This window comes from Sideroxyarcus emersonii (assembly GCF_021654335.1).
GTDB lineage: Bacteria > Pseudomonadota > Gammaproteobacteria > Burkholderiales > Gallionellaceae > Sideroxyarcus > Sideroxyarcus emersonii.
On sequence record NZ_AP023423.1, the window covers coordinates 2,393,357 to 2,415,841 of the forward strand.

Below are 22,485 nucleotides of genomic sequence, written 5' to 3' on the forward strand. Positions count from 1 at the left end.
AATTGTGTTCATAGTCTGAAATTTGTCTTGACGATGGCACGCCCGTCCCTGCTCTGCCTGGGCGCCGCCTTCCAGGCATGGCCATAGATGATCTCGAAGGTCGCGGGCAGCTTGCCGTTGCGACGCAAGGCCTCGTAGTTCTGCACGATGCGCGCCCACCGCGCCTTGCCCAGCATGCCGGGCGCGCGCCCTGCGGTGGCGTTGTGCGCACCGATGCTGCGCAGGTCCTGCATCACGGCCTTCACGTCGTCGTAGGTGAGCGTCAATTTTTCCATTTCCATCACCGGATCGGCGAAGCCAGCCTCCACCAGCATGTCGCCGATGTCGTGCATGTCGGCGAAGCGATTGACGTGATTGTAGCCGTCCACGCCATCGAAGGCGGTGCGCAGTTCCTGCAGCGTGTCCGGACCGAAGGTGGAGAACATCAGCAGGCCGTCGGTCCTGATGACGCGGTGCAGGCCGGCGAAGGTGGCCGGCAGGTCGTTGCACCACTGCACGGCCAGGTTGGACCACACCATGTCCACGCTCTGTGCCGCCAGCGGCAAGGCCTCGGCATCGGCACACAGGAAGCGCTGTTTGCTGCCGCTGAACAGCTTCTGCCACCAGCTCGATGTGCCGCGCGCCACCTGCAGCATGCCGAAGGCGATATCCAGCGCCGTGATGTCCGCCTGCGGATAGCGTTCGCCCAGCTGGCGCGTTCCCCAGCCGGTGCCGCTGCCGACATCCAGCACGCGCGCCGGCTGGATCTTGATGATGTCCAGCTTCTCCAGCATGCGGATACACACTTCGCGCTGCAGCACGGCGGCGGCATCGTAGCGCGTCGCCGCCCTGCTGAAGGCTCGCCGCATCTGCCTCTTGTCTATTTCGAATTCATTCATTAACACAACCTTCTTGCCGCAGAGCATCCAGAGGCCACGGGGGTTTCCGCAGACAAGTTGTTTGCAGCGGTTTTTCCCTGCATCCCTGTGTACTCTGCGGCTAATTGATGTTCAAAAAACCGCATACCTGTTCAACAAAAATTTCCGGGTGCGACAGGAACGGCGCATGCGCGGCACCCTCGATCTCCACAACGCGTGCGCACGGCATTTGCTGCGCCAGATGATGCGAAGCCTGCGGCGGGGTGAGCTTGTCGCGCCCGCCCGCGAGCACCAGGGTCGGCTGCGCGATCCGCGGCAGCACCTCGCGCAGGTCCGCATCGCGCAGGATTTGCAGGCCGCCGCGCAGCGCGTCCAGATGGGGCTCGCCGCGACTGAACAACCTTTCGCGCAGGAGGCCCAGCAACTCGCGTTCGCCTTCGCTGCCGCGCACTTGCAGCGCCAGAAAACGGCGCAAGGTCGCAGCATGGTTGTTGCCCAGTTCGGCAGCGAACTGTTCCAGCGTCTGTTGCGGCATGCCGCACTGCCAATCCTCGCGCCCGGTAAAACACGGGGTGCTCGCCACCAGCACCATGCGCCTGATCAGCCGCGGCTCGCGCGCCGCCCAGTGCTGCGCGATGATGCCGCCGAGCGACCAGCCCAGCAGCATGAACGGCTGGTCGAAATGCGCGGCAAGCTGCCCGGTGACCGCCTCCAGCGTGAACGCACCCGGCAGTCCGCTCTCGCCATGCCCCGGCAGATCGACGTTATGCACCTCGAACGCCTGCGCCAGCCGCGCAACGGCATCGCTCCAGACACCGCCGTGCATGCCCCAGCCATGCAGCATGACCAGCGGCTCGCCCTGCCCCGTCACCTCAACATGCAAGCTCATGCAGGGCTCCGATCAATCGTTCGACGTCGTCCGCGGTATGCGCGGCGGACAGCGTGATGCGCAGGCGTGCCGTACCCTGCGGCACGGTGGGCGGACGGATCGCCGCCACCCAGATGCCGCGATCGCGCAGTCCTTCGCTCAATCCCAGCGCCCGCTGGTTGTCGCCGATCAGCAACGGCTGGATGGCGGTGTCCGACGGCATGAGCAGCCACGGCAGGCCGCCCAGACCTTTGCGCAATTGCGCGACAAGTCCCTGCAGATGCTCGCGCAGTGCGTCGCCCTGCTCGATCAGTTGCAGGGATTGCAGCAATGCGGCCGACAAGGCGGGCGGTGTGGCGGTGGTATAGACGTAGCTGCGCGCATGGTTGACCAGCGTATCGATGACGACCTGCTCCGCAGCGATGAACGCACCGGAAACGCCGGCGGCCTTTCCCAGCGTGCCCATCAGGACGATGCGGGCGGAATCGATCCCGTACTGCGCCAGCGAACCCCGCCCCTGCGCGCCCAGCACCCCGAAGCCGTGCGCATCGTCCAGCAGCAGCCAGGCATCGTGCCGCTCGCACAATGCCAGCAAATCCGGCAGCGGCGCAAGATCGCCATCCATGCTGAACACCGCGTCGGTGATGATGAGCTTGCGCCCGCTTTGCGTGCGTTCGAGCATTTGTGCCAGCTGTTGCATGTCGCCGTGCCGGTAACGCCGCACCTCGGCGCGCGCCAGCAGCATGGCATCGTTGAGCGAAGAATGGTTGAGCTTGTCGGCGAACACGGCATCCCCTTTGCCGACCAGCGCCTGTACCACGCCGAGGTTCGCCATGTAACCGGTGGAAAACAGCAGGGCGGCGGGTTTGCCGACAAAGGCGGCAAGCTGCATTTCGAGCTGGCGATGCGGCTCGAAGTGCCCGCTGACCAGATGGGCGGCCCCGGCGCCGACGCCCCATGCCTGCGCGCCTTGCTGCAGGGCGGCGATCAGTTGCGGGTGGCTGGCCAGCCCCAGGTAATCGTTGCTGCAGAATGCGAGATAGGGCTTGCCGTCCACGACGATGTGCGGCGACTGCGGCGAGTCCAGCGTGCGCCGCTGACGCAGCAGCCCCTGCGTGGCGCGTTCGTCGAGTTCGTGTTGGAGTTGATGGAAGATCATTCTTTGCCACAGAGATCGCAGAGAGGAAACTGTTCTGCGATCCCTGTGCATTCTGTGGCTAATGTTTTTCCGCGAAGGGATACATGCCCAGTTTATCCATCAGCGCGCGGTCGCGCTCGACCTCCGGGTTGCCGGTGGTCAGCAGCTGGTCACCGTAGAAGATGGAGTTGGCGCCGGCAAGGAAACACAGCGCCTGCACCGCTTCGCTCATCTGCTGGCGTCCGGCGGACAGGCGCACGCGCGCGGCGGGCATGGCGATGCGCGCCACGGCGATGGTGCGCACGAAGTCGAGCGGGTCGAGGTCTTCCTGCTGCGCCAGCGGAGTGCCTTCCACCTTGACCAGGTTGTTGATGGGCACGCTCTCGGGATAGGGTTCCATGTTGGCCAGCTGCGCGATGAGTCCGGCGCGTTGCGTGAGGTTCTCGCCCATGCCGACGATGCCGCCGCTGCATACATGCATGCCGGCCTTGCGCACGCGCTCCAGCGTATCCAGACGCTCCTGATAGTCGCGCGTGCTGATGATGTTGCCGTAGAACTCCGGCGCGGTATCCAGATTGTGGTTGTAGTAGTCGAGTCCGGCCTGGCGCAGTTGCTCGGTCTGTTCGTCGTTCAGCATGCCCAGGGTGGCGCAGGTTTCCATGCCCAGCGCCTTGACCTCTTTCACCATCTCGACCACGGCGGCCATGTCTTCCCTGGAGGGCTCGCGCCAGGCGGCGCCCATGCAGAAGCGGTCGGCCCCGGCAGCCTGCGCCGCCTTGGCCGCCTTGATGACCTCCTGCACTTCCAGCATCTTGCGGTTCTCCACGCCGGCATCGTGGAACGCCGACTGCGGGCAATAGCCGCAATCCTCCGAACAGCCGCCCGTCTTGATCGACAGTAAAGTGGAAAGCTGCACTGCATTCGGGTCGAAATGCTCGCGATGCACCTGCTGGGCACGGAACAACAGATCGGCGAACGGCAATTTGAACAAGGCTTCGATGGCCGCGACGCTCCAGCGCTGCGACGATGCTACCGGTTTGGCGGGGCGGGCGAATTCGATGGTTTGGGTTTGCATAAAGTTGTGGGCAAGCAAGTAGAATGGCGGATACGCATCCTCGACCCGGAACAGCAACAGGATCGGAACGACATGTCCATTTTATCCCAACGCCCGTTTGACATCGGCGCAAATTTTAAGCGCCTGCTGCCGGCCCAGCCTTGCCTGCTGTGCGGCGCCAACAGCCATGACGGCATATGCTGCACCGCCTGCGATGCCGAACTGCCGCGCCTGACCGCAGAGCACTGCCCGGTCTGCGCGCTGCCCACGCTGGCCGGCAGCCTGTGCGGCGAGTGCCTGCGCCAGCCACCCCCGTTCGACCATACCGCGGCCGCTTTCAGCTACAACTTCCCGCTCGACAAGCTGGTCCAGGCCTTGAAATTCCGCGACCAGCTGGTGCTGGTCGATTTTCTGGCGGATGCGCTGGCCGAGCGGGTGACCACGCATCCCGACCGCCTGCTTGCCTTGCCGTTGCACGCGACACGGCTGCGCGAACGCGGTTTCAACCAGTCCCTGCTGCTGGCGCGCCGCCTTTCGCGCCGCTTGGGCATCCCGCTGCTGCCGGATGCCTGCGAGCGGGTGCGCAATACGCCGCCGCAATCCTCGCTGCCGTGGAAAGAGCGTGACAAGAACATGCGCCAGGCGTTTGTCTGCAAACCCGATGCCGACATACGCGGCAAACATGTCGCCATCGTCGACGACGTGATGACCACGGGCGCCTCGATCGGCGAGTTGGCTCGCGCCCTGAAACAGGCCGGCGCGAGCGAGGTCAGCGCGTGGGTGATCGCGCGCACGCTGCCGCACGACCGCTGATTCATGCGACCGACATCAAAGTGATTTGAGCTTGTTCTGCACGAATGCCTGCAACTGGGCATTCAGGCTGTTCGAAGCCAGTGCATGCTGGTAGGCAGCGCGTGCTTCGTCGTTGCGATGCAGTGCCTGCAGGGAGATACCCATGCCCATCAGCCAGATGCCGTTGCTGGGTACCAGCTTCAGTGCGGCCTGATAATGCGCGATGGCTTCGTCGTGCCGCTCCTGGCGTTGCAGCAGGGCGGCCACGAAGGCCTGGTAATCCGCCAGGCCTTCGGCATGCGGCAGGGTCTTCTGCAAGGTCTCCAGCGCCAGCGGCACGGCTCCCCGCTCCACCTGCAGGCGTGCCAGCAGCATGGCGAACGATGCGTCGCGCGGGTCCCGCTTCAAGCCTCTTTTCAGCACGCCTTCGGCATCGTCGTTGCGCTTGAGGCTGATCAGCAACCCGGCCCAGGCCAGACGCGCATCCTTGTGCAATGGATCGATCAGCAACGCCTGCTCGTAGCCTGCCAGCGCGTCGTTAGTCCTGCCCTCCTGCACCGCCAGATTGGCCTTGCGGAACTCGTTCTCGGCGCGCTGCTGCGGTGTGACGATCTTGATCTGCTGACCCTCGAGGTCTGCCGCCTGCGCAGCAGCTGCAACCTCGGCGCTTTCATCCGCAACGCGTTCAGGCCGGTGCCGCCTCGGCTTGTCGGCAGCGGGAGTACTCTTGGCCGGCTCTTCGCTGTTCACCACCAGCAAGGGTTTGCCATGCAGCATACCGGCAGGCACGGATGACGCTGCCTCGCCAATCATGTTCACCATCGTCTCGACCGGTGCCGAAACGGGCGCCAGCGGCGCGCTGACGGCCTGCGGGACAGCGGCAATAACCGGCACAACCGCCAGTGCCTTTTCCGGCACAGGCGCTGCCGTGCGCCCCGAATACCACATGACCGCTGCCAGCAGCGCCAGCAGTGACAACGCCAGCAGCGCGTAACGCAGCAAGTGGGAGCGCTTGCGCGGAGGGACCGGACGTATCGTGGACTCGCCCAGGGGCACGGTCGTCCCCCGGTTCTCCAGTTCGTTCAGCACCTGGTTGATCAGGCTCATCGCAGCCAGATACCCACTGCCAGCAAGATCGACAGCGCAGCCGCGGCACCCCACCAGACCCGGCGCATCCAGTCCTGGTAGGATTCCGGGGTATCGGCTGCAGCCTTGCGCACATGCCGCGCCAGCACCTGCTGGCGCCCTTCCGCATAGGCCAGCATCAGCGCCTTGTGCGCGATGATGTTGACCAGCCTCGGCGTGCCGTGCGTCACCCGGTGGAGCAGACTGACGGCAGCGGAACCGAACAGGGTCTCGCCCTTGAAACCGGCTACGGCAAGGCGATGGCGCAAATAGCGATCCATTTCGTCGCGATGCAATCCGTTCAATTGATACTGGAAGCTGATGCGCTGCCGCAGCTGGCGCACCGAATTCTGCTTCAGGCGCTCATCCAGTTCCGGCTGCCCGAACAACACCACCTGCATCAGTTTGCGCTTCTCCGTTTCCAGGTTGGTCAACAGGCGCAGCACTTCCAGGCTTTCCAGCGGCATCGCCTGCGCCTCGTCCAGGCAGACCAACACGCGTTTTCCTTCGCGCGCAAAATTGAGCAGCGTGAGCGTCAGCGCTTTCAGCAGCATGTGCTGGTCGATGGAACTGTCGACTTCGATGCGGAATTCCTCCGCCAGCGCGAGCAACAGGCTGCGCGGTTCCAGATACGGATTGGGGATATAGGCGGTGATGAACTTTGCCGCATGACGGCCGCTGACGCCGCCATCCTGCGTGCCGATATCGGTGGTGGTCTCGCGGTCGCTGCTCAGCGTGGCGAGGAACTTGCGGCACAGCAGGGTCTTGCCGTTGCCGACTTCGCCGACGATCTTGATGAATCCTTCGCCGGTACGTGCCGCCACCAGCAAGGTGTTCAATCCCTCCTGGTAGTTGGTGCAAGCGAAGAAGAAGCTGGTGTCAGGCGTCAGCGAGAACGGCAATTCGCGCAATCCGAAGTGCGCCAGGTACATGGTGCCTACTTGGAAAAACCGTTTATCTGGTCGCGGCTGTGCGCGATGTCCTGCGACCAGTCCTTGTCGCTATCCACGACGGTCGGCTTCAGCAGGATCACCAGTTCGCGCTTCTCGGTGGCCCGGTTGGTCTGCCCGAAGATCGATTTCGGCAGCATCGGCAAGCCCGAATCGTTGTTGGTCTCGGCCTGGCGCATCAGGCCGCCGATGGCGACCATCTGGCCGTCGCGCGCACGCACGATGCTGTCCGTCTCCGATATCGTGCTGGATGCCAGCGGCAGATTCATCGTCCCCATCGTCGCCCCCAGATCGACCATCTTGTTCACGGTGGAAACCGCGCTGACCGAAGGATGCACATGCAGAATGATCTCGTTGTTCTCGTCGATGCGCGGCGTCACATCCAGCGCGATGCCGGAGAAGAACGGCTGCACCGTTACCGTGGGCGGTACACCCGGCACCAGCGAGGTCGACTGCATGCCGCCGGTGACGCCTGTGACGAAGAACTCGTCCGTGCCGACCTTCAGCACGGCCTTCTGGTTGTTCAGGGTGGCGATGCGCGGGCTGGACAGCACGTGCACGTTGCCTTGCGTCTCGAGGAAGTTCAACAGGGTGGCGAAGTTGCTGGTCTGGAATGCCAGCCCGAACAGCGAACCCGCCGTGGTTCCGGTCGGCAATGCCGTGGCCGCCGTCGTCTGCAGGTTGGCTCCCGGCGTCGAGGACAGGGTCGTATTGGACAAGGCGGTCGCAGCCGCACCGCCCGGTGTCAGCGTGCTGGCGGGGCTGCCCTGGCCTGCGGTCAAGTGGCTGTTCGGGCCATTCTTGAAGATGGCCCAGTTCACGCCGGACTGGAACGATTCATTCAGTTGCACCTCGACGATCTTGGCTTCCAGGATCACCTGGCGCTCGACCGAGATCTGCGAGGCCTTGAGGTAAGCCGCGACGCTGCGCAGTTCGTCCGGCATGGCGCGGATCACGATCACGCCGGACATCGGGCTGATGACCACGCTGCGCCCCTTCTCGTCGCCCACGATGGCCCGGATCGCCTGGCCCAGGTCGCTCCAGAAATCGGAGGTCGTGGTGGTGGTGACTTTGCTGCTGTTGTCGGTGCCGCGCTCAAACTTCAGGCTTTTATCACCGCCACCACCGACGATGGTCGTACCCTGGTTGGCATTCTGCATGCCTCCTGCGCTGCCGCCCATTGGCGAGGCGGATGCGCCGGTACTATCGGTCAGCGCGCTCGACGTCACGCGCACCGAGGTGGTCCCCGCGCGCAGCCCGGTCAGGTAGTTCACCTGGAAGATGCGCGTCTGCAAGGTCAGCGGCTGGATATAGATGCGCGTGCCGTCCACCTTGTAATCGAAGCCGTACATCTCGCGGATCGCCTCGAGCGCATCGAATACGGTCACGTCTTTCAGGTTCAGCGAAATGAAGCCACTGACCTCCGGATGCACCAGCACGCTGTAGCGCGTGCCCGAGACGATCGCCATGAACACCTGCTTGGCCGGGGTGTTGTTCACCGCCAGGTCGAACTTGGTCTCCAGCGGCTTGTTGTCGGTCTGCGGGGCCGGGATCGCCAGCGGCGGCAGCAATGCCTGGTCCACCGATTCCTGCTTCGCGGCTTCGCGCGGCGCGGCGGCGGCATCCATCTCCTGCTTGATCTTCTCCGCAGCCTCGTTCTTCGGCCCGCCGCCCGCCGCGCAGGCGGACAACAGCAACACCAGCAACAATCCCGATACTCGATTCATTTGATTCCTCCTGCAGCCTGCCCGGGCGGATCGGCCTGACCGGTTGCTTTCTCTTGTGTGCGACCCTCTTGCTGTGCCGCCTCGTTCTTCTTGATGCCCACCCTGGGGAACAACTCCATCACGCGCCGACCGCGCGCATTCTCCAGCACCACGCTGTTCTCGCGTACCTCGACCAGCCTTGAATCGCCGCTCTTGCCGCCCAGGACCACCGTCTCGCCGTTGATGATGGCGGCACGATACTGCGGCGAGATGATGACCGACTGCAGACCCGGCGGTGCAGCCTCGACCGGAGCGGCTTCTCCCGCTCCGCCTGCACCGCTGCTGCCCAGATCGATCGAAGGGCGGGTCGGGTCCGGCAATGTCTCTGCCGCTGCCACGTGCAGCATGCACAGCAACCCGGCTGCCAGCAGCATCCTCAGATCTGTAGCCATGTCTTGTCCAAACTCAGCGTGTATAGCGTCAACGACAACTCCGCGGTGGGGTACTCGATCACCCCCATCTTCGCCACGCCCCAATACATCTGGGTGGGCAGTTTCTCCAGCGAGGTCAGATATTGCAGCAGGTCGGCATAACTGCCGCGCACCGTGATGGTCACTCCGTGCTTGTATATCTGCTTCTCCGGCCCCGCGGTGCGGGCCGGCGCTGTTTCGCCGGACGGTTCTATCAGCAGGCTCACCGGCAGGGTATCGAGTGCGACCAGTTTCAGGCGGTCGTTACGGTTCAGCACCTGCTCGAGCAGACCGGCCATCCTTTCCGGCGGAACCAGCTTGTCACGACGGTCCTGCAGGTACGCGTCCCCTTCCGCCAGCTGCTGGCGCAATGCACGGATGTGCTCGCGCTGCGGCGAATTGGCATCGGCCTGCTTGGCCTGCAACAGCGCAGCGATCTGCGCCTGGATATCCTTCATCCGCTCCTGCTGCTGGATGACCTGGGCCGACAGGTTTTTCTGCCGGGCCAGCAGCGGCTCCAGGAACAGCGAATCGATCAGCGAAACCAGCAGGAACGCGGCGGCCACGAAAATCAGCGCGCGCTCGCGCAAGGACATGCCGTCTACTCTGGCAACGAGCTTGTCGACCTGGGCGGGCAGCTTCATTTCTTCACCTCATCGGCTGCCGCATTGGAACGCAGATTGAATTCCACGTAGCGCGGCACCGCCCGCTCGCCGTCCTTTTTCGGCTGCCGCATCTGCAAGGTCGAGAACGTCTTGCCGTGCAAGATCTTTTCCTTGCCCAGGCGCTGGATATACGACGGCACCAGTTGCGGGTTGACCACGCCCCCGCTCAGGCTCATCTGGGCGCCATCGCCTACGATGTCGAATGCCGTGATCCAGAGCCCGTTGATCGATTGGCGCGCGAAAGCGCGCATGTATTCGGAATAACCCTCGGTGTTGCCGATCACGCCACTCTTCAACGTGGCCAGCACCATCTCCTGTGCCTTGACCTGCGCCTCAAGCTGCTTCAACTCATCATCCAGCATCTGCTGCGAACGCTGCAGCGAGAACTCGTTGGAGAAATTGGCCAGCCGGGTCTGCTCGGCGGCGTAACGCCGGGTCATCTCGTCCGCCTGTTTCGACAGCTGGGCAACCTGGTAGACCGCGTAGGCATAGAACACGACCGAGCCCAGCACGATCAGCCCCAGCGCCTGCAGCATCGTGACCACAGAAAAATATTTCTTCTGCGTCATGAAGATCGGGTTGAACAGGTTGATCTGCTGGCTCATAGCGCCTTCTTCTCCTGCCGCAACGCAGCGCCCAGCACCGGCAGCGCATAGCTGGCGAATTCGCTGTCTGCCAGCTCCGGCACGGCAAAGATATCCATCCCCTGCGCCAGGTCCAGCATCTCGACAGGCATGCCCAAGCTATCCGTCAGGCGTTTGTCCAAACCCAGGGAAGCTGGTGCAGACAGCAGGATGCGGTTCACCGGAATATGGTGGAACTGGCGATCGAAATAGTCCAGCGAACGCTGCACTTCCAGTTCCATGCGATCCAGATATTGATGGCGCAGGTTCTCGTCCGCATCCTGCAGCTGTCCCAGGGTGATATCCATCCGGCGCGCCAGGAACAGTTCGCCATCGCAGGTAATGGTGAGCAAGCCGCCTTCGTCGCCGAAGGTCAGCATGGCCAGCCCGCGCGCCTCCATCTCGAACAGCGCAGCAAGGTTGCGCTGTGCCGTTTCGGGGATATCGATCACGCTCAGGTCGAGTTTGGCTTTCTCGAACAGCGCGATGCGCTTGCGTATCGTCTCGTTGGAAGCGGCGATCGCATACAGCGATTGCGGACGATCGCTACCGTATTTGCCGCTCGGAATCTGCAGCACGTCGATGGTCGCATCGTCGATATGGTAGCTGAGCGCATCTTTGATCTTCCAGCGGATCGCCGTCTTCAGCTCGTCGACCGGAACGTTGGGCGCATCCACCATCATCATCTGATATTCGTTGGCGGACAGCAGGGTGGTGAACCTGACATCGCCCAGTTGTGCATCCTTGCGCACTTTCTCCAGCGCAGCGGCCGACAACTCGGTCAGCGGATAGAACGCGCATTTCGTCACTTGCGGGCGCGCACCCATGAATTTGACCTGCGCGATGTGGATGCCCCGCTTGCCAGTAGTGACGGCGACCCACCCGCCATCGCGGCTGCTACGCTTGAAAAGCTTCAAAAATTGGGGCATTTCCATAATTAGCGCGAACTTAGTTCACTAACTCCTTGCTGTCAAGGAGATTTTTGCTATCGCGCCGTCCGCATGCAGACACTCGCCGTCTTAATTCCGACAATCGCGGGCCGGACTGCCAACATGAGTAATCCCAGTCAGTCAGTCCGGTTGTCCATAACCGGACATCAATAGCTTTCCCGACGATAGATATAGCTGTTCTTGCTCTTGTACACGCCGAAGGTCGCGGTGCCCGGAATGATCGTGCCGGTTCCCACCGCAAAGGGAGGATTGCCGGGGGAGGCCGGATCGATCGTGGGCGCCAGGATCACCGTACCCGCCGCACCCGGTGCCCCCAGATTGATGGTCAGGCTACCCAGGGACAACACCTTGGTGGCCGGGCTGACGGTGACGTTGCTCGTGCCCGTACCCACGCTGTAACCGGCATTGATCGAAGCCAGTTTGGTCACGCTGTCGGTGGTGCTGTTGAGCCATCCCGTCCCGGTGTAATACTGCGCTGTTGCCATCAAGGTCAGCGGCAACAATTCCGAACCATACGCGTTGGATACCTTGATGCGCCCGCTTGCGACCTTGACGCCGCCCTCGACCGAGGTGGTGGTCGGATTGGTGACGCGCAACGAAGTCACGTTATCGGTATCCACGGCACGCAGATAGATGTTGGTGGGCACGGTGGCCGCCGTGGCAAAGGTATAGGTCGGGATATTGGTCGTCGCGACGCCGGCTGCGAACGATGCCGCCGACACAGCTGGATTGTTCAGCGTCCCGCCGGCAGGGTTTTGCAGCACCGTACTGCCCAGCGCATCCCACGCACTCAGGGTCACTGCCTTAGCATAACCTCCCGCATAATTCTGCGTCGTGAAACCGGCCTGGTTCCTGGCGATGACCTGGGTGGTGAATGCCTGGCCAGCGTAGACGAAGCCGTTATACAAGGTCGGGCAAACCTGGCCGGACGGGCACGGCATCGGCACCCCCGCAACGGGCAGTACCGCGGTGTCGAAATGATCCGGCACAAAACGCCCGAATACCGCGGTGTTCGCCGTGATGCCGAAATTGCATCCGTATTTGCCGCTGACATCCTTGGTATTGGAATAAGCCGCTGCGGTCGTTCCGCTATTGCAATCGTTCTTGGTGGGGTCGCTGTCGGTAGCGGTCCAGTTGTCGTCGTATACGCCGGGGATGCGCGGCACGGCAAAATCCGGCCCCAGCAGGTAGAACCCGCCAACCTCGTTATAAGTGAAGCTTGTCCCGCTCGCGGTGGACGAAGGCGTACCCGATATGGCAGCAGAGAACGCGCCTGCCAGCATGCCCGCGACGGTGGCCGGGCTGGCCGGCTGCACCGACGCACTGTTGATCTTCGGCGTGCCGGTATAACCGCTGGCAAAACCCGCCACGCCTGTCGTCGTCGCCGTCAGGTCGAACAGTGCGCTGCCTGCCGTTAAAGTCGGCGTACCCGAAGTGCCTGTATTGGTAGCCGCCGCAGACGTCACCGACGCAAAGCTGGTCGGGCGCACCGAAAGCGAGTCCGCCGAACACGCGGCAGCGGTCGATGTGAAGGCATTGCACGATGCACTGGTGCATTCCTGAATCACCGCGACCAGATTCTTCCACGACGAGTTGAGGGTGAACGAAGGCGACAACGCCGCTCCCGGGCCACCCTTGGTGAAGGTCACGATTTGCGTCGCACCGGTTTCCACCGCCGGCTGGCCGGTACAGGCGCTGTTGCAGGTACGCGCAGAGTCCAGTCCGCACACCGGATTGGCACCCGCCATGACAGTGTTGTCCACCAGTTTGACCTGCGCATATTTGGCCGATGCAGCGGAATAGCCGCTGGAGATCCCCGTGTTGCTCAGCGCCGCCACCCACAGCTTGAATGGCGTGGCAGGCAGTTTCATGTAGATGTGGCCGGTCTGGAAGTTCTGGTAGGACGGAACGGTGGAACCGGCAGCGACCGGATAAGCCTCGTCGATGGCGGAATAACCACTCGCCACCCCTCCGGTGACCGGCAGCACGGTCTGCGCACAGATGCGCAACCCGCCGATCTCGTGAATGTTGGTGGAGCCGCCGGTGGACCCGGTAAAGGAGATCTGCCAGTTGTTCGGAACCGGTGCCTGGGTGAAACCCAGCGCAGTCGCGGCAGTATAGATGTTCGGGATGTTAACCAGCGAGGTATAGCCTGCGCCAGTGTCGCGATTGACGGCAACCGCGGTCGCCGCAGCATTGCGCGCATCGACGATCACCTGGTAGGAATAGCCAGGTTTCGGCGTAGTCGAGCCGCGATTGTCCACGATCGGGTTAAGCGTGGCGGTACCGCCAATCCAGTTGTATCCCGTCAGCCCCGAACCCGAACCGCGCACCCCCACGGATTCCGCGATGAACCCAGGTCCACCGACGCGGCCTTCGGTCGGATTCTGGTAGTTGCCATACTCGTCCAGTGCCACACCAATCCAGCCACCGGCAAAGCCGCTGACGTCGGACCCGCCGCCACCGGCGATGGTCCGCTGCGCATACCCCAGCGAGCCGCCGAATGCGCCCGGCGTGGCCGGCACCGAGTAATCCGACAAGGTGACCGCCACGCCGTCCGCCCCGCTACCGTTATAGGCGTAATGCTTGAACTCAACGGAAATATAGTTGCCCGCCGCCGGGAATATACCCGGTACGGTGGCGGCCTTGGCGTTGTTGTTGGTGTTTTCGGTCAGGCGCAAGAAGGTGGAGGTAGCATTGATATACGGCAGGATGCCGAGACCGTCGCTGCTGGAAACGATCCAGTTCGAATTGAAGATGGGCGAAGGATTCAGGTTGGTGCGACCGAAGTTGTCGCACACGCAGGACACGATCACGCTGGAAGGGATGTTCGCCGGCGGGCTGCAGGCAGACACCGTATACACCTGCCCGGTGAAATTACCGTTACCCAGCCCCACTCCGCCCAGCGGGGTGCCGCTCGCATTCACGATGGTGTCATTATCGACCAGATTCAATCCCAGGCTGCCGGTGCCGCTGCCGGTGCTCGCCGTGACCGTGTATGTTGTACCGCTGCCGGTCACCGAGGTGATGCTCGCACCGCCTACGCCACCGCTTTGCACCAGCACGAAATCGGTGATATCCACGCCGGTCACGCTCTGGCTGAACACCACCGTCCACGAGACGGCAGTATTGCCCGCAGTGGGATTGGGACTGGCCAGGTTGATCGAGGCGACCGATGGAGCGGAACAGAAACCTGCTCCGTAAACACCGCTGCACGGTCCGGTATAGACCACGCCGTTGATGGTCAGGGTGGAACCCGCTGTGATGACCAGCGGGGTCGTACCGGGATTGAACGCCCCGGTCACCGTGACATTGCCAGAGATGGTGACTCCCGCCGCATTGTTCAGGGTCAGATTGGCAAAGGTGATCGTACCGCTGATGGTCTGCATGGCCGTGCCGACCAGCGCCACTGTACCGTTCGAGGCGGTAAACGTGCCATTGTTGGTGAAGTTGCCGCTGAGGCTGATGGTACGATTGTTCTGCCCCACCAGCGTTCCGCCGGCATTGATCGTGATATCCGCCACGGTGTTGGTATTCGAATCGGCGGTGATGGTGGTACCGCTGGAAATGACCACCGTGGCGCCGGTGGGCGGCTGACTGTTGTTGCACCCGCTCCAGGAATTCCTGTTGTTCCAATCCTGGCTGGCGACACTGGTGCAAGTCACCGCATTCGCTGTGCCGGCAACAAGCAGCAACATCAGGAACAATGAGGCTCCTCTCCACATGCCCGAAACAGGAAGCGAGCCACGATTCGCGATACGGTTCATTTTCTTCTCCAAGTTACATCTTTGCACTAACGACGCGTTCAACATAATCCGGTGTGCCCGGTGTGCCGTACACGGCAGAGGCCGCGATATCGTGCGACCAGAATGCCTGCGTCACGCCGATCGAAGGATAGGCCGTATCGTCCACATGCTGAACGGCGGTATATCCCACCGTGACGGTGAAGGGTGCCAGGTTTCCGCCCAGCGCCGTCGCCGTGCCCGGCGCGAATACCGGCGCAGCCGCCTTCGCCACGCCGGAATTGATGGCGATGTTGTATGCCGCCCATTCGATCCCCGCATTGGCAGCCTGGTAGGCGCGCGAGCCCATCGCATCCATCGCCAGGCCCTGGCTCTGCGAGGTCGAGAACGTGACCATCGCTGCCCCCAGCACCGCCAGCACCACCAGCAGGAAGATGGCGGAGACCAGACTGAAACCACGCTGATATTTGCTTCCTCTCACTTTTTCCTCACGGTATGTTGTTCACGTGTATCTCTTGATACAGGCTCACGCTTTCGCCGCCACGGGTAATGGTAAGCGAGACCGCCACCAGACTGTTGCGTGCGTTGCTGGTGTTATAGACAAAATTGCAGGCGCTCACTTTGTCGGCCAGGATCGCGCTCGCGCCCGCCAGCGGGGGCGCCAGCTGGGTCACCTTGAAGCCATAGGCCCAATAGCGGGTGAGCGTACCGGTACCATCGCCATTCGCATCAGTGCCGGGATTCAGGCATGCATAGGTCACCGCCTGCTGGTCATACGGCACCACCGCGAAACGCCGACCATCCAGCTCCGAGGAAGCCGGGAACGGCACGGTTGAAACGATCTTCACAAATCCGTTCGTTCCCACGCCTGCAGCGGCGAGCATACGCCGCACGCCATTCGCCGAGGTCACCGCCTGGTAGGGCAGGCTGCCGTCGGATTGGGTACTGCCGATGACGACCGCGTCACCGCTATAAAAAGTGATCGGCGATCCGACGATCTCGAAGCAGGTATCCGCCACGGTGAAATCGAGATCGTCTCCCGCTGCACCGCAGCTGCCGCTGCCGCCGGTCGGATTCACCCGGTAACGTCCGCCATCGCGGGTCGGCATGAATTCGAAATACGACGAGCCGGCCGGGGACGGCAGGCGCACGCTGTTGGGCACCGCCGCATGCAGGTCGCGCGCCAGCCTGCGCAAGGCCGTATCGGCGATGTTGGTCATCTCGGCGCGGCGCGTGCTGTCCATATAACCCTGCACCGGCGCACGCAGGAATATCGCCACCATGCCGCCGATGATGCCGGTGATGACGATCACCACGATCATCTCGACCAGCGTGAATCCGCTCTGCGATTTGCAAGGCGCACTCATCAATTGCCCGCCCTGTAACCCGTGGCACTCACGGTCGCCCCCGTCGGGTCGGCAACCGTGACCGTGATCATCACACCGCTGCCCGCCGTGATGCTGGTGCCCCCCAGCGAGGAGATCTGCGTCACGGCGACGCCATTGATGTTGTAACTGCCCAACCCCGGCACCACGGCATTGGTGGAGAAATCGCGGATGCCGCCCGTAGTGCTGTAGCCGTTGTAATCGCAGACGGAACTGGCATTTGCGCGCAGCGCATTGGCCCCCAGCACGCCCGTGCAGGAAGTGCCAGACAAGTCCTGCAGCCTGATCTCTTCCAGCATCGATTCGGCGATCGCCAGCGCCTGCTTGCGTATGAGCGGATCGGCGCTGTGCCCGGTGACCTGGTTCATCACCAGCAATATGCCGGTGAGCGCGGCGCTGACGATGACGATGAACATGATCAGCTCGACCAGGCTGATCCCCCGTTCGCGCATGAACGAAGTTCTAGTGGACATAGCCGGTCTCCGCTTCGACCGTAATGGCGGCCGCATAGCCGCTCACCGTAATGCTTTGTGCGGCACTGGGCCTGCCCAATGCATCGAAACTGAATGCCGTCCCGCCGCTCAATGTCACCCCGTTCGGGGCAGTAATGGCGTAGGGCGTCTGCCCGGTCGGGCTCGTCAGATTGCTGCCGCAGGCAGCAGTCGCACCATAAGTCAGCGTGATACCGTTCGCGGCATACCCCACGCAAACAAAGCCATGTTCTGCGATGGCTGACTTCTGCGCATAGCGCAATGTGGCGATGACCTGGTCGTAGAAACTGCGGCTGTCGAACAGGTTGCGGTCAAAAAACCGCGGGATCGCCACCGCCGCAACGATGCCCAGGATGACAATGACGGCAATCAGTTCGGCTATCGTAAAGCCACGTTGGCTATTCAAAGATCCAAAAATCGAACCATTCCCCTCTTGCGAGCAAGAATGTTTTGTAGATTTACACTTTTTAGTCTTCGCCTGTCCGTCACGTAATCGCATGTATAGCACCATAGGCTACAAGCTCAATTCGTTTACAGTAAAGCAAACATACTTCATATAAAAACCGGGGGGGGGCTTCGCCCCCCCCCGCACTAACATCGGATCAGTCGCTTGCACAAATAAAATCTACCTTACGCAAGCCTCAGAAATATTTTTTAGCAACCCGAAGAGGTAGTGACAACCTGAGGACCAAGAGTAGCCGTCGCCGGGGTATAAACCACTTGACAGGTGGCCGATGGGCCATTTTTCAATTGAACGGTATTACCGCCAGTCACCGTCCAATCATTAGCTGTAATGTTAGCCGCAAACAATATACCGGTTGCCGTATTGGTATCTGGATAACCATTAATCATAGTCACAGTAGATCCTCCCAATGTGACCGAAGCATTAGATGCTGTACCGGCAACCAATTGCGCTGCGTGCGCCAAGTTAGCAGCTGAATTAATCGCGCCAGCCGCACCAGTAAGCGCCGCAACTTTTGCAGACTGCTGAACATCCAAGAATCTTGGTAGTGCTGTTGCTGCCAAGATACCCAGAATCACGATCACCACGATCAATTCGATCAATGTAAAACCTTGTTGCTTTTTCATAATATCTCTCCTAAATGTTAGGGGCCGCAGCCCCATTTTATCGGACTGATTTCTTTCGTCGAGCGTCGCAACGTCCAACGTCATAATCGGTCTCTGTCAAATGTAGCTAAAATCGTGCCAGGTTGCAAATATAAAATTGCCTCGCAGCAATGGGTTATGGCGCAAATTTAAAGGGTTTGCTGACGGGAAGTCGACATTAATGTCCGATCCAGGTCGCCAGCAGTGCCAGCACATACAGACTGCCGATCATCAACAGGATACCGGCCTGACGGGCATGTTTGAGGACATATTCATCCAAGCCGGTACGGCGGATCTCCATGGGTTTCAATGCCTTGCGCAGCGAAATCCAGCGATTCGAAGCCTGTTCGAAATCGCGCAACAGGCTGGGGCGCAGCAGCAGGAACAAACTGACGAAAATCGCCAGCAATGCGCCCAGCAATGTTGCAAGCACCAGCCCATCCAGCAATCCACTCGCCAAACCGGCAGGCAGGTTGAATCGCCTGGCGAACTCGATGACGGCGCTGTGCCGATCCAGACCGACAGTGAAAGCATAGAGGATATATCCTGCAGCCAGCAGGATCAGTCCCGCACTGGTGCGGTGATGGCGGTAGAACCAGGGGTCTAGCGTCACCGTACGATCCAGTGCCTGATTTATGTGCCGAGTGGATATCCAGCGATTGAGGACGATGCCGATTGCGCTGATGCGATGCGGACTGAAGATCAGCAGCACACCGACGACCAGGCCCGCCAGGCCGCCCACCATCAGGAAAATGACAAAGGAACGCAATAACAACGATTCGACGATTGGACTCAATCTTGGCACCTCGCGCATTAGTCCGACAGGACAGGCACTATGCTGACCCTCCTGCATCATAGCGCAGCTGTGACTGTAGGTGCAGCAGTTCCCCCTCTTCTGCAAACGAGTCAAGCTATCGCCGGTTTGGCATATTCGCTGCTCAATCAAGCCAGCGATAAGGCTCGACAGGTATAAACAGGGATGAAGCCAATTCTTTCGGACCGCTCGCCGCCACGCCAGCCGGAAGCTCGAACTGCAATTGGACGTGGAAGCGTATCCATTTCCGGCCATCCTTGCCGGGCGTGAAATAATCGCTGCGCTCCAGCACATAGATCAGGTCGTGCGACTTCAGGTCGAACATCCAGTGTCCCGGCATGACCGTCCTGTCCGTCGGATCAAAAAATTCGCCCGCATAACTGCCGGGCTTCTGCTGCAACCAGTTCATCGGATTGTCGTTGGCAAGCGCATTGAGTTCCTTTGCGTTGGCCGCACCGTGCACCATCAAGGAACCCGTCCGCATCACCAAGGCGCTTTGCAATGCCCCGACGACCTGCTCCATGGCCGTCTTCTCAGCCTGTTCCTGGTAATACGGGATACGGCTGAGGAACAGGCCCGCCAGGATCGCCACAATGGAAACAACGACGATGAGTTCGAGGAGGGTGAAGCCATGACAGTTTTGAGTGCGGAGTGCGGAGTGCGGAGTGGCACGCGCGCCACTCCGCACTTGGTACTCAGCACTCCGTACCGGGTTGATCATCGATGCAATGCCACCTTGCCCAGATCCCACATCGGCAGGAAGATACCCAGCGCCAGCACCAATACCAGGCCGCCCAGCAGGACAATCAGGATGGGCTCGATGTTCGCGCTCAGGGTCTTGATCTCGTATTCCACTTCGCGCTCGTACATGCCGGCGATCTCGAACATGAGGCCGTCCATGTCGCCCGTCTCTTCGCCCACGGCGATCATTTGCAGGACGGTGGGGTTGAACACCCCGGTCGCCGTCGCCGTGCGCAAGATGCTCTCGCCACGCTCAACGCCGTCGCGCATCTGTTCCACACGGCTGCGCATGAATTCGTTATCCACCACCAGCGCGACGGAATTCAACCCCTGCACGATGGGAACGCCGCTCTTGAAAGACAGCGCCAGGCTGCGCGCAAAACGCGCCAGCGTGGCTTTCATGATGATCCGTCCGGCGATCGGGATCTGGAACTTGTAACGATCCCATTTATAGCGCCCGTCCACAGTGCCGATCCATGAGCGAAATGCGACCACCGCACCGACCACCACCGCCAGCAGAATGGGCCAGTAATGCACCATGAAACCGGAAAAACCCATCAGGATCCGGGTCATCAGCGGCAACTCGGCATGGAAGCCCTCAAACACCTTGGCAAACGCGGGGATGACGAAGATGTTGACGATGACGATGGCAACGGCCATCGCGATCAGCACGAACATCGGGTAGCGCACTGCAGACTTGATGCGCTCCTTCATGTCCCTCTCGAATTCGAGATGCTCGTACAGGCGCAGGAAGGTGACATCCAGCATGCCGGTCATTTCGCCGACCTGCACCATGCTGAGGTAGAACGGGGAGAATATCTTGGGATGGCGGCGCAGCGCGGTGGAAAGCTCACGCCCGCTGTCCAGGCTTTCGCGCAGATCCTGCAGCATGGCTGAGAAAACGGGATTACGCGAGGATTCCTGCAGGCCAGCCAATGCACGCATGATCGGCACCCCGGCCTTGAGCAGCGTGTACATCTGGCGGCTGAACAGCATCAGTTCCAGCGCATCGACCTTGTTCTCCGTCGTCAGTCGCTTCCACAAACTGATCTCGGGATTGCTGCCGCTCCGTACGGCCTGCGTGGTCAGCTTGATCTCGGTCGGCGTAATGCCGGTGTTCAGCAACTGGTCGGCGACGACACCGCTATCTGCGCCCTCCAGCGAGCCCTGCACCAGATCGCCGCGCGAGCTTCTTCCCTTATAGGCGAATACCGGCATCAGTCTTCCACTTGATTGCTGATCCGCATCACTTCTGCGACCGTAGTGCGTCCCAGCTTCATTTCACGCAATGCCGCATCGAGCAAGGTTCTTCCTTTCAGGTGGCTGCGCGCGGCCTGCATGAAATACGAACTGTCCTCATGCGCCGCAGCATCCACCAGTTCCTGCCCCATCTCCAGCATCTCGTACACGCCCATGCGACCGTGATAACCGGTGCCATTGCAGTGCGAGCAACCGCGGCCGTGCAGCAGCGTACCTCTATCGCCGGGAGCAACTCCCTCCGCTTGCAACCATTCCGCCTCCTGGGGAGTCGGGATATGCGCCTCGCTGCAGCTTTCGCACACGCGGCGCAGCAAGCGCTGGGCCAGCACGGCCTGCACCGAAGAGGCGACCATGTATTTCGGCACCCCCATGTCAACCAGGCGGAACAGCGTACCGGCCGTGTCGCGGGTGTGCAGCGTGGAAAATACGAGGTGTCCCGTCATCGCGGCGCGCATGCCGATCTGTGCAGTTTCGGCATCGCGCATTTCGCCTACGAGGATGATGTCGGGGTCCTGGCGCAGGGCGGACCTGAGCACACGGGAGAATGTCAGTTCGATCTTCTCGTTCACCTGCACCTGGTTGATGCCCGGCAACCGGTATTCCACCGGGTCTTCCACGGTGATGATCTTCTGGTCGACGGTGTTGATCTCGGCCAGGCCGGCATACAGCGTGGTGGTCTTGCCGCTACCGGTGGGGCCGGTGACCAGCACCATGCCGTTGCTGCGCTGGATGATCTCGCGGAAACGCTTGAGCATGTCCGGCGGCATGCCGAGCTTGTCCAGCGTAAGGAAGCTGCCGCTCTGGTTGAGCAGTCGCATCACCACCGATTCGCCGTATTGCGTGGGCATGGTGGAGATACGCACGTCGATCGCCTGGTCGCGCACACGCATGTTGAAACGACCGTCCTGCGGCAGGCGCTTCTCGGAGATATCGAGACCGGACATCAACTTCAGGCGCAAGGCTAAGGCCTGCGCGATCTTGCTGTCGGTCTCCGTTTGCAGGTGCAATGCGCCGTCGATGCGGAAGCGTATCTGCAACCGCGACTCCTGCGGCTCGATGTGGATGTCGGAAGCGCGTATCTGTGCCGCGTCGTCGAACATGGTCTGCAGCAACTTAACCACGGGCGCCTCTTCCAGCCCGACCGAATCGGTCAACGTGCCGAAGTCGATGTAGCTGTCGCCCAGTTCTTCCGAGACCTCGCGCGCCAAACCGCTGATCTCTTCGGTGCGGCGATAGACGCGGTCAATGGTCTCCAGCAACTGGCCTTCGGTGACGACGGCGACATCGATGTCGCGCTTCAGCAGACGCGCGATCTCGTCGAACGCAAACAGGTCGGTCGGGTCGGCCATGCCAACCAGCAGCGCGCCGTTACGCTCTTCCAGTGCCACCGCACGAAAACGCCGCGCCTGGTTCTCCGGCAGCCGGCGGACGATCTCGAGATTGACGTTGTAGTACTTGAGGTTGATGTAGGGAATGCTGAGCTGCTTGGCGATCGCCTCGGATATCTGGTCTTCGCTGACGAAGGCGTTATCCACCAGCACGCGGCCAAGCTTCCGTCCGCTGCGTTTTTGCTGCTCCAATGCAAACTGGAGCTGGTCCAGCGAAATAAGTTTCTGCTGAACCAGCAGATCGCCTAAGCGGATTTTCTCCGGACGCGCCATAATTCCCCCTGTGTGACTTTCCCAAACCCTGGCTGACAGGACGGAAATTAGCTGTTTTTCCCTGTACTGACAAGCCTTCTGAGTG

General features: G+C 61.4%; 22 protein-coding genes. 1 reads left to right on the forward strand and 21 read right to left on the reverse strand.

Translation table 11 applies throughout. The annotated features are described in order from the left end of the window. Positions 1–8 precede the first annotated feature (8 nt). The 4 genes from bioC to bioB all read right to left on the reverse strand — a co-directional run bounded on the left by bioC (position 9) and on the right by bioB (position 3,938). A complete protein-coding gene (gene bioC, locus L6418_RS11540) occupies positions 9–878 on the reverse strand; it encodes a malonyl-ACP O-methyltransferase BioC (protein WP_237247071.1) in 870 nt (289 codons plus the stop codon). Positions 879–978: 100 nt separating this feature from the next. Then, positions 979–1,746 (reverse strand): pimeloyl-ACP methyl ester esterase BioH, encoded by a 768-nt coding sequence (gene bioH, locus L6418_RS11545; RefSeq protein ID WP_237247072.1) that lies wholly within the window; start codon positions 1,744–1,746, stop codon positions 979–981. Then, positions 1,730–2,884: an 8-amino-7-oxononanoate synthase gene (bioF, locus tag L6418_RS11550; protein ID WP_237247073.1), complete on the reverse strand. Its 1,155-nt coding sequence runs from the start codon at positions 2,882–2,884 to the stop codon at positions 1,730–1,732. The genes bioH and bioF overlap by 17 nt, the downstream gene beginning before the upstream one ends. 58 nt (positions 2,885–2,942) lie before the next feature. After that, positions 2,943–3,938: a biotin synthase BioB gene (bioB, locus tag L6418_RS11555; RefSeq protein WP_237247074.1), complete on the reverse strand. Its 996-nt coding sequence runs from the start codon at positions 3,936–3,938 to the stop codon at positions 2,943–2,945. 6 nt (positions 3,939–3,944) lie between these two features. On the opposite strand from bioB, the gene L6418_RS11560 reads away from it, so the two are divergent. Beyond that, positions 3,945–4,730, forward strand: coding sequence for a ComF family protein (locus L6418_RS11560; RefSeq protein ID WP_332875544.1), 786 nt, complete (start codon positions 3,945–3,947; stop codon positions 4,728–4,730). 15 nt (positions 4,731–4,745) lie between these two features. On the opposite strand, the gene L6418_RS11565 is transcribed toward L6418_RS11560, so the two are convergent. The 17 genes from L6418_RS11565 to L6418_RS11645 all read right to left on the reverse strand — a co-directional run bounded on the left by L6418_RS11565 (position 4,746) and on the right by L6418_RS11645 (position 22,400). Continuing rightward, positions 4,746–5,816 carry a lipopolysaccharide assembly protein LapB gene (locus L6418_RS11565; protein WP_237247075.1) on the reverse strand — a complete coding sequence of 357 codons (1,071 nt, stop codon included), beginning with the start codon at positions 5,814–5,816 and terminating at the stop codon, positions 4,746–4,748. Further along, positions 5,813–6,766 (reverse strand): ExeA family protein, encoded by a 954-nt coding sequence (locus L6418_RS11570; protein WP_237247076.1) that lies wholly within the window; start codon positions 6,764–6,766, stop codon positions 5,813–5,815. Before L6418_RS11570 ends, L6418_RS11565 begins: the two co-directional genes overlap by 4 nt. Before the next feature lie 5 nt (positions 6,767–6,771). Next, positions 6,772–8,511, reverse strand: a complete 1,740-nt coding sequence (locus tag L6418_RS11575; RefSeq protein ID WP_237247077.1) for a secretin N-terminal domain-containing protein — start codon at positions 8,509–8,511, stop codon at positions 6,772–6,774. Next, positions 8,508–8,942: a hypothetical protein gene (locus tag L6418_RS11580; RefSeq protein WP_237247078.1), complete on the reverse strand. Its 435-nt coding sequence runs from the start codon at positions 8,940–8,942 to the stop codon at positions 8,508–8,510. The genes L6418_RS11575 and L6418_RS11580 overlap by 4 nt, the downstream gene beginning before the upstream one ends. Beyond that, the gene (gspM, locus tag L6418_RS11585) at positions 8,927–9,604 is read right to left on the reverse strand and encodes a type II secretion system protein GspM (RefSeq protein ID WP_237247079.1); all 678 of its coding nucleotides are present in this window, start codon (positions 9,602–9,604) and stop codon (positions 8,927–8,929) included. The genes L6418_RS11580 and gspM overlap by 16 nt, the downstream gene beginning before the upstream one ends. Beyond that, positions 9,601–10,230 carry a fimbrial assembly protein gene (locus tag L6418_RS11590; RefSeq protein ID WP_237247080.1) on the reverse strand — a complete coding sequence of 210 codons (630 nt, stop codon included), beginning with the start codon at positions 10,228–10,230 and terminating at the stop codon, positions 9,601–9,603. Before L6418_RS11590 ends, gspM begins: the two co-directional genes overlap by 4 nt. Continuing rightward, positions 10,227–11,165, reverse strand: a complete 939-nt coding sequence (locus tag L6418_RS11595; RefSeq protein WP_237247081.1) for an agglutinin biogenesis protein MshI — start codon at positions 11,163–11,165, stop codon at positions 10,227–10,229. Before L6418_RS11595 ends, L6418_RS11590 begins: the two co-directional genes overlap by 4 nt. 179 nt (positions 11,166–11,344) lie before the next feature. Then, the gene (locus L6418_RS11600) at positions 11,345–14,965 is read right to left on the reverse strand and encodes a DUF6701 domain-containing protein (RefSeq protein WP_237247082.1); all 3,621 of its coding nucleotides are present in this window, start codon (positions 14,963–14,965) and stop codon (positions 11,345–11,347) included. A gap of 13 nt (positions 14,966–14,978) precedes the next feature. Next, on the reverse strand, positions 14,979–15,422 hold the full coding sequence (locus L6418_RS11605; RefSeq protein ID WP_237247083.1) for a hypothetical protein: 444 nt from the start codon (positions 15,420–15,422) through the stop codon (positions 14,979–14,981). 7 nt (positions 15,423–15,429) lie between these two features. Beyond that, positions 15,430–16,308 (reverse strand): type II secretion system protein J, encoded by an 879-nt coding sequence (locus tag L6418_RS11610; protein WP_237247084.1) that lies wholly within the window; start codon positions 16,306–16,308, stop codon positions 15,430–15,432. Then, positions 16,308–16,799 (reverse strand): type II secretion system protein, encoded by a 492-nt coding sequence (locus L6418_RS11615; RefSeq protein WP_237247085.1) that lies wholly within the window; start codon positions 16,797–16,799, stop codon positions 16,308–16,310. The genes L6418_RS11610 and L6418_RS11615 overlap by 1 nt, the downstream gene beginning before the upstream one ends. Then, entirely contained in the window at positions 16,789–17,223 is a 435-nt protein-coding gene (locus tag L6418_RS11620; protein WP_237247086.1) for a type II secretion system protein, read from the reverse strand. Before L6418_RS11620 ends, L6418_RS11615 begins: the two co-directional genes overlap by 11 nt. Before the next feature lie 248 nt (positions 17,224–17,471). Continuing rightward, complete coding sequence (locus tag L6418_RS13455) at positions 17,472–17,906, reverse strand: type II secretion system protein (protein WP_269807813.1); 435 nt, start codon at positions 17,904–17,906, stop codon at positions 17,472–17,474. Positions 17,907–18,102: 196 nt separating this feature from the next. After that, complete coding sequence (locus L6418_RS11630) at positions 18,103–18,720, reverse strand: hypothetical protein (RefSeq protein ID WP_237247087.1); 618 nt, start codon at positions 18,718–18,720, stop codon at positions 18,103–18,105. Between the two features lie 142 nt (positions 18,721–18,862). Next, complete coding sequence (locus L6418_RS11635) at positions 18,863–19,459, reverse strand: type II secretion system protein (protein ID WP_237247088.1); 597 nt, start codon at positions 19,457–19,459, stop codon at positions 18,863–18,865. Further along, on the reverse strand, positions 19,456–20,697 hold the full coding sequence (locus L6418_RS11640) for a type II secretion system F family protein (RefSeq protein WP_237247089.1): 1,242 nt from the start codon (positions 20,695–20,697) through the stop codon (positions 19,456–19,458). The genes L6418_RS11635 and L6418_RS11640 overlap by 4 nt, the downstream gene beginning before the upstream one ends. Continuing rightward, positions 20,697–22,400: a GspE/PulE family protein gene (locus tag L6418_RS11645; protein WP_237247090.1), complete on the reverse strand. Its 1,704-nt coding sequence runs from the start codon at positions 22,398–22,400 to the stop codon at positions 20,697–20,699. The genes L6418_RS11640 and L6418_RS11645 overlap by 1 nt, the downstream gene beginning before the upstream one ends. Positions 22,401–22,485: the final 85 nt, after the last annotated feature.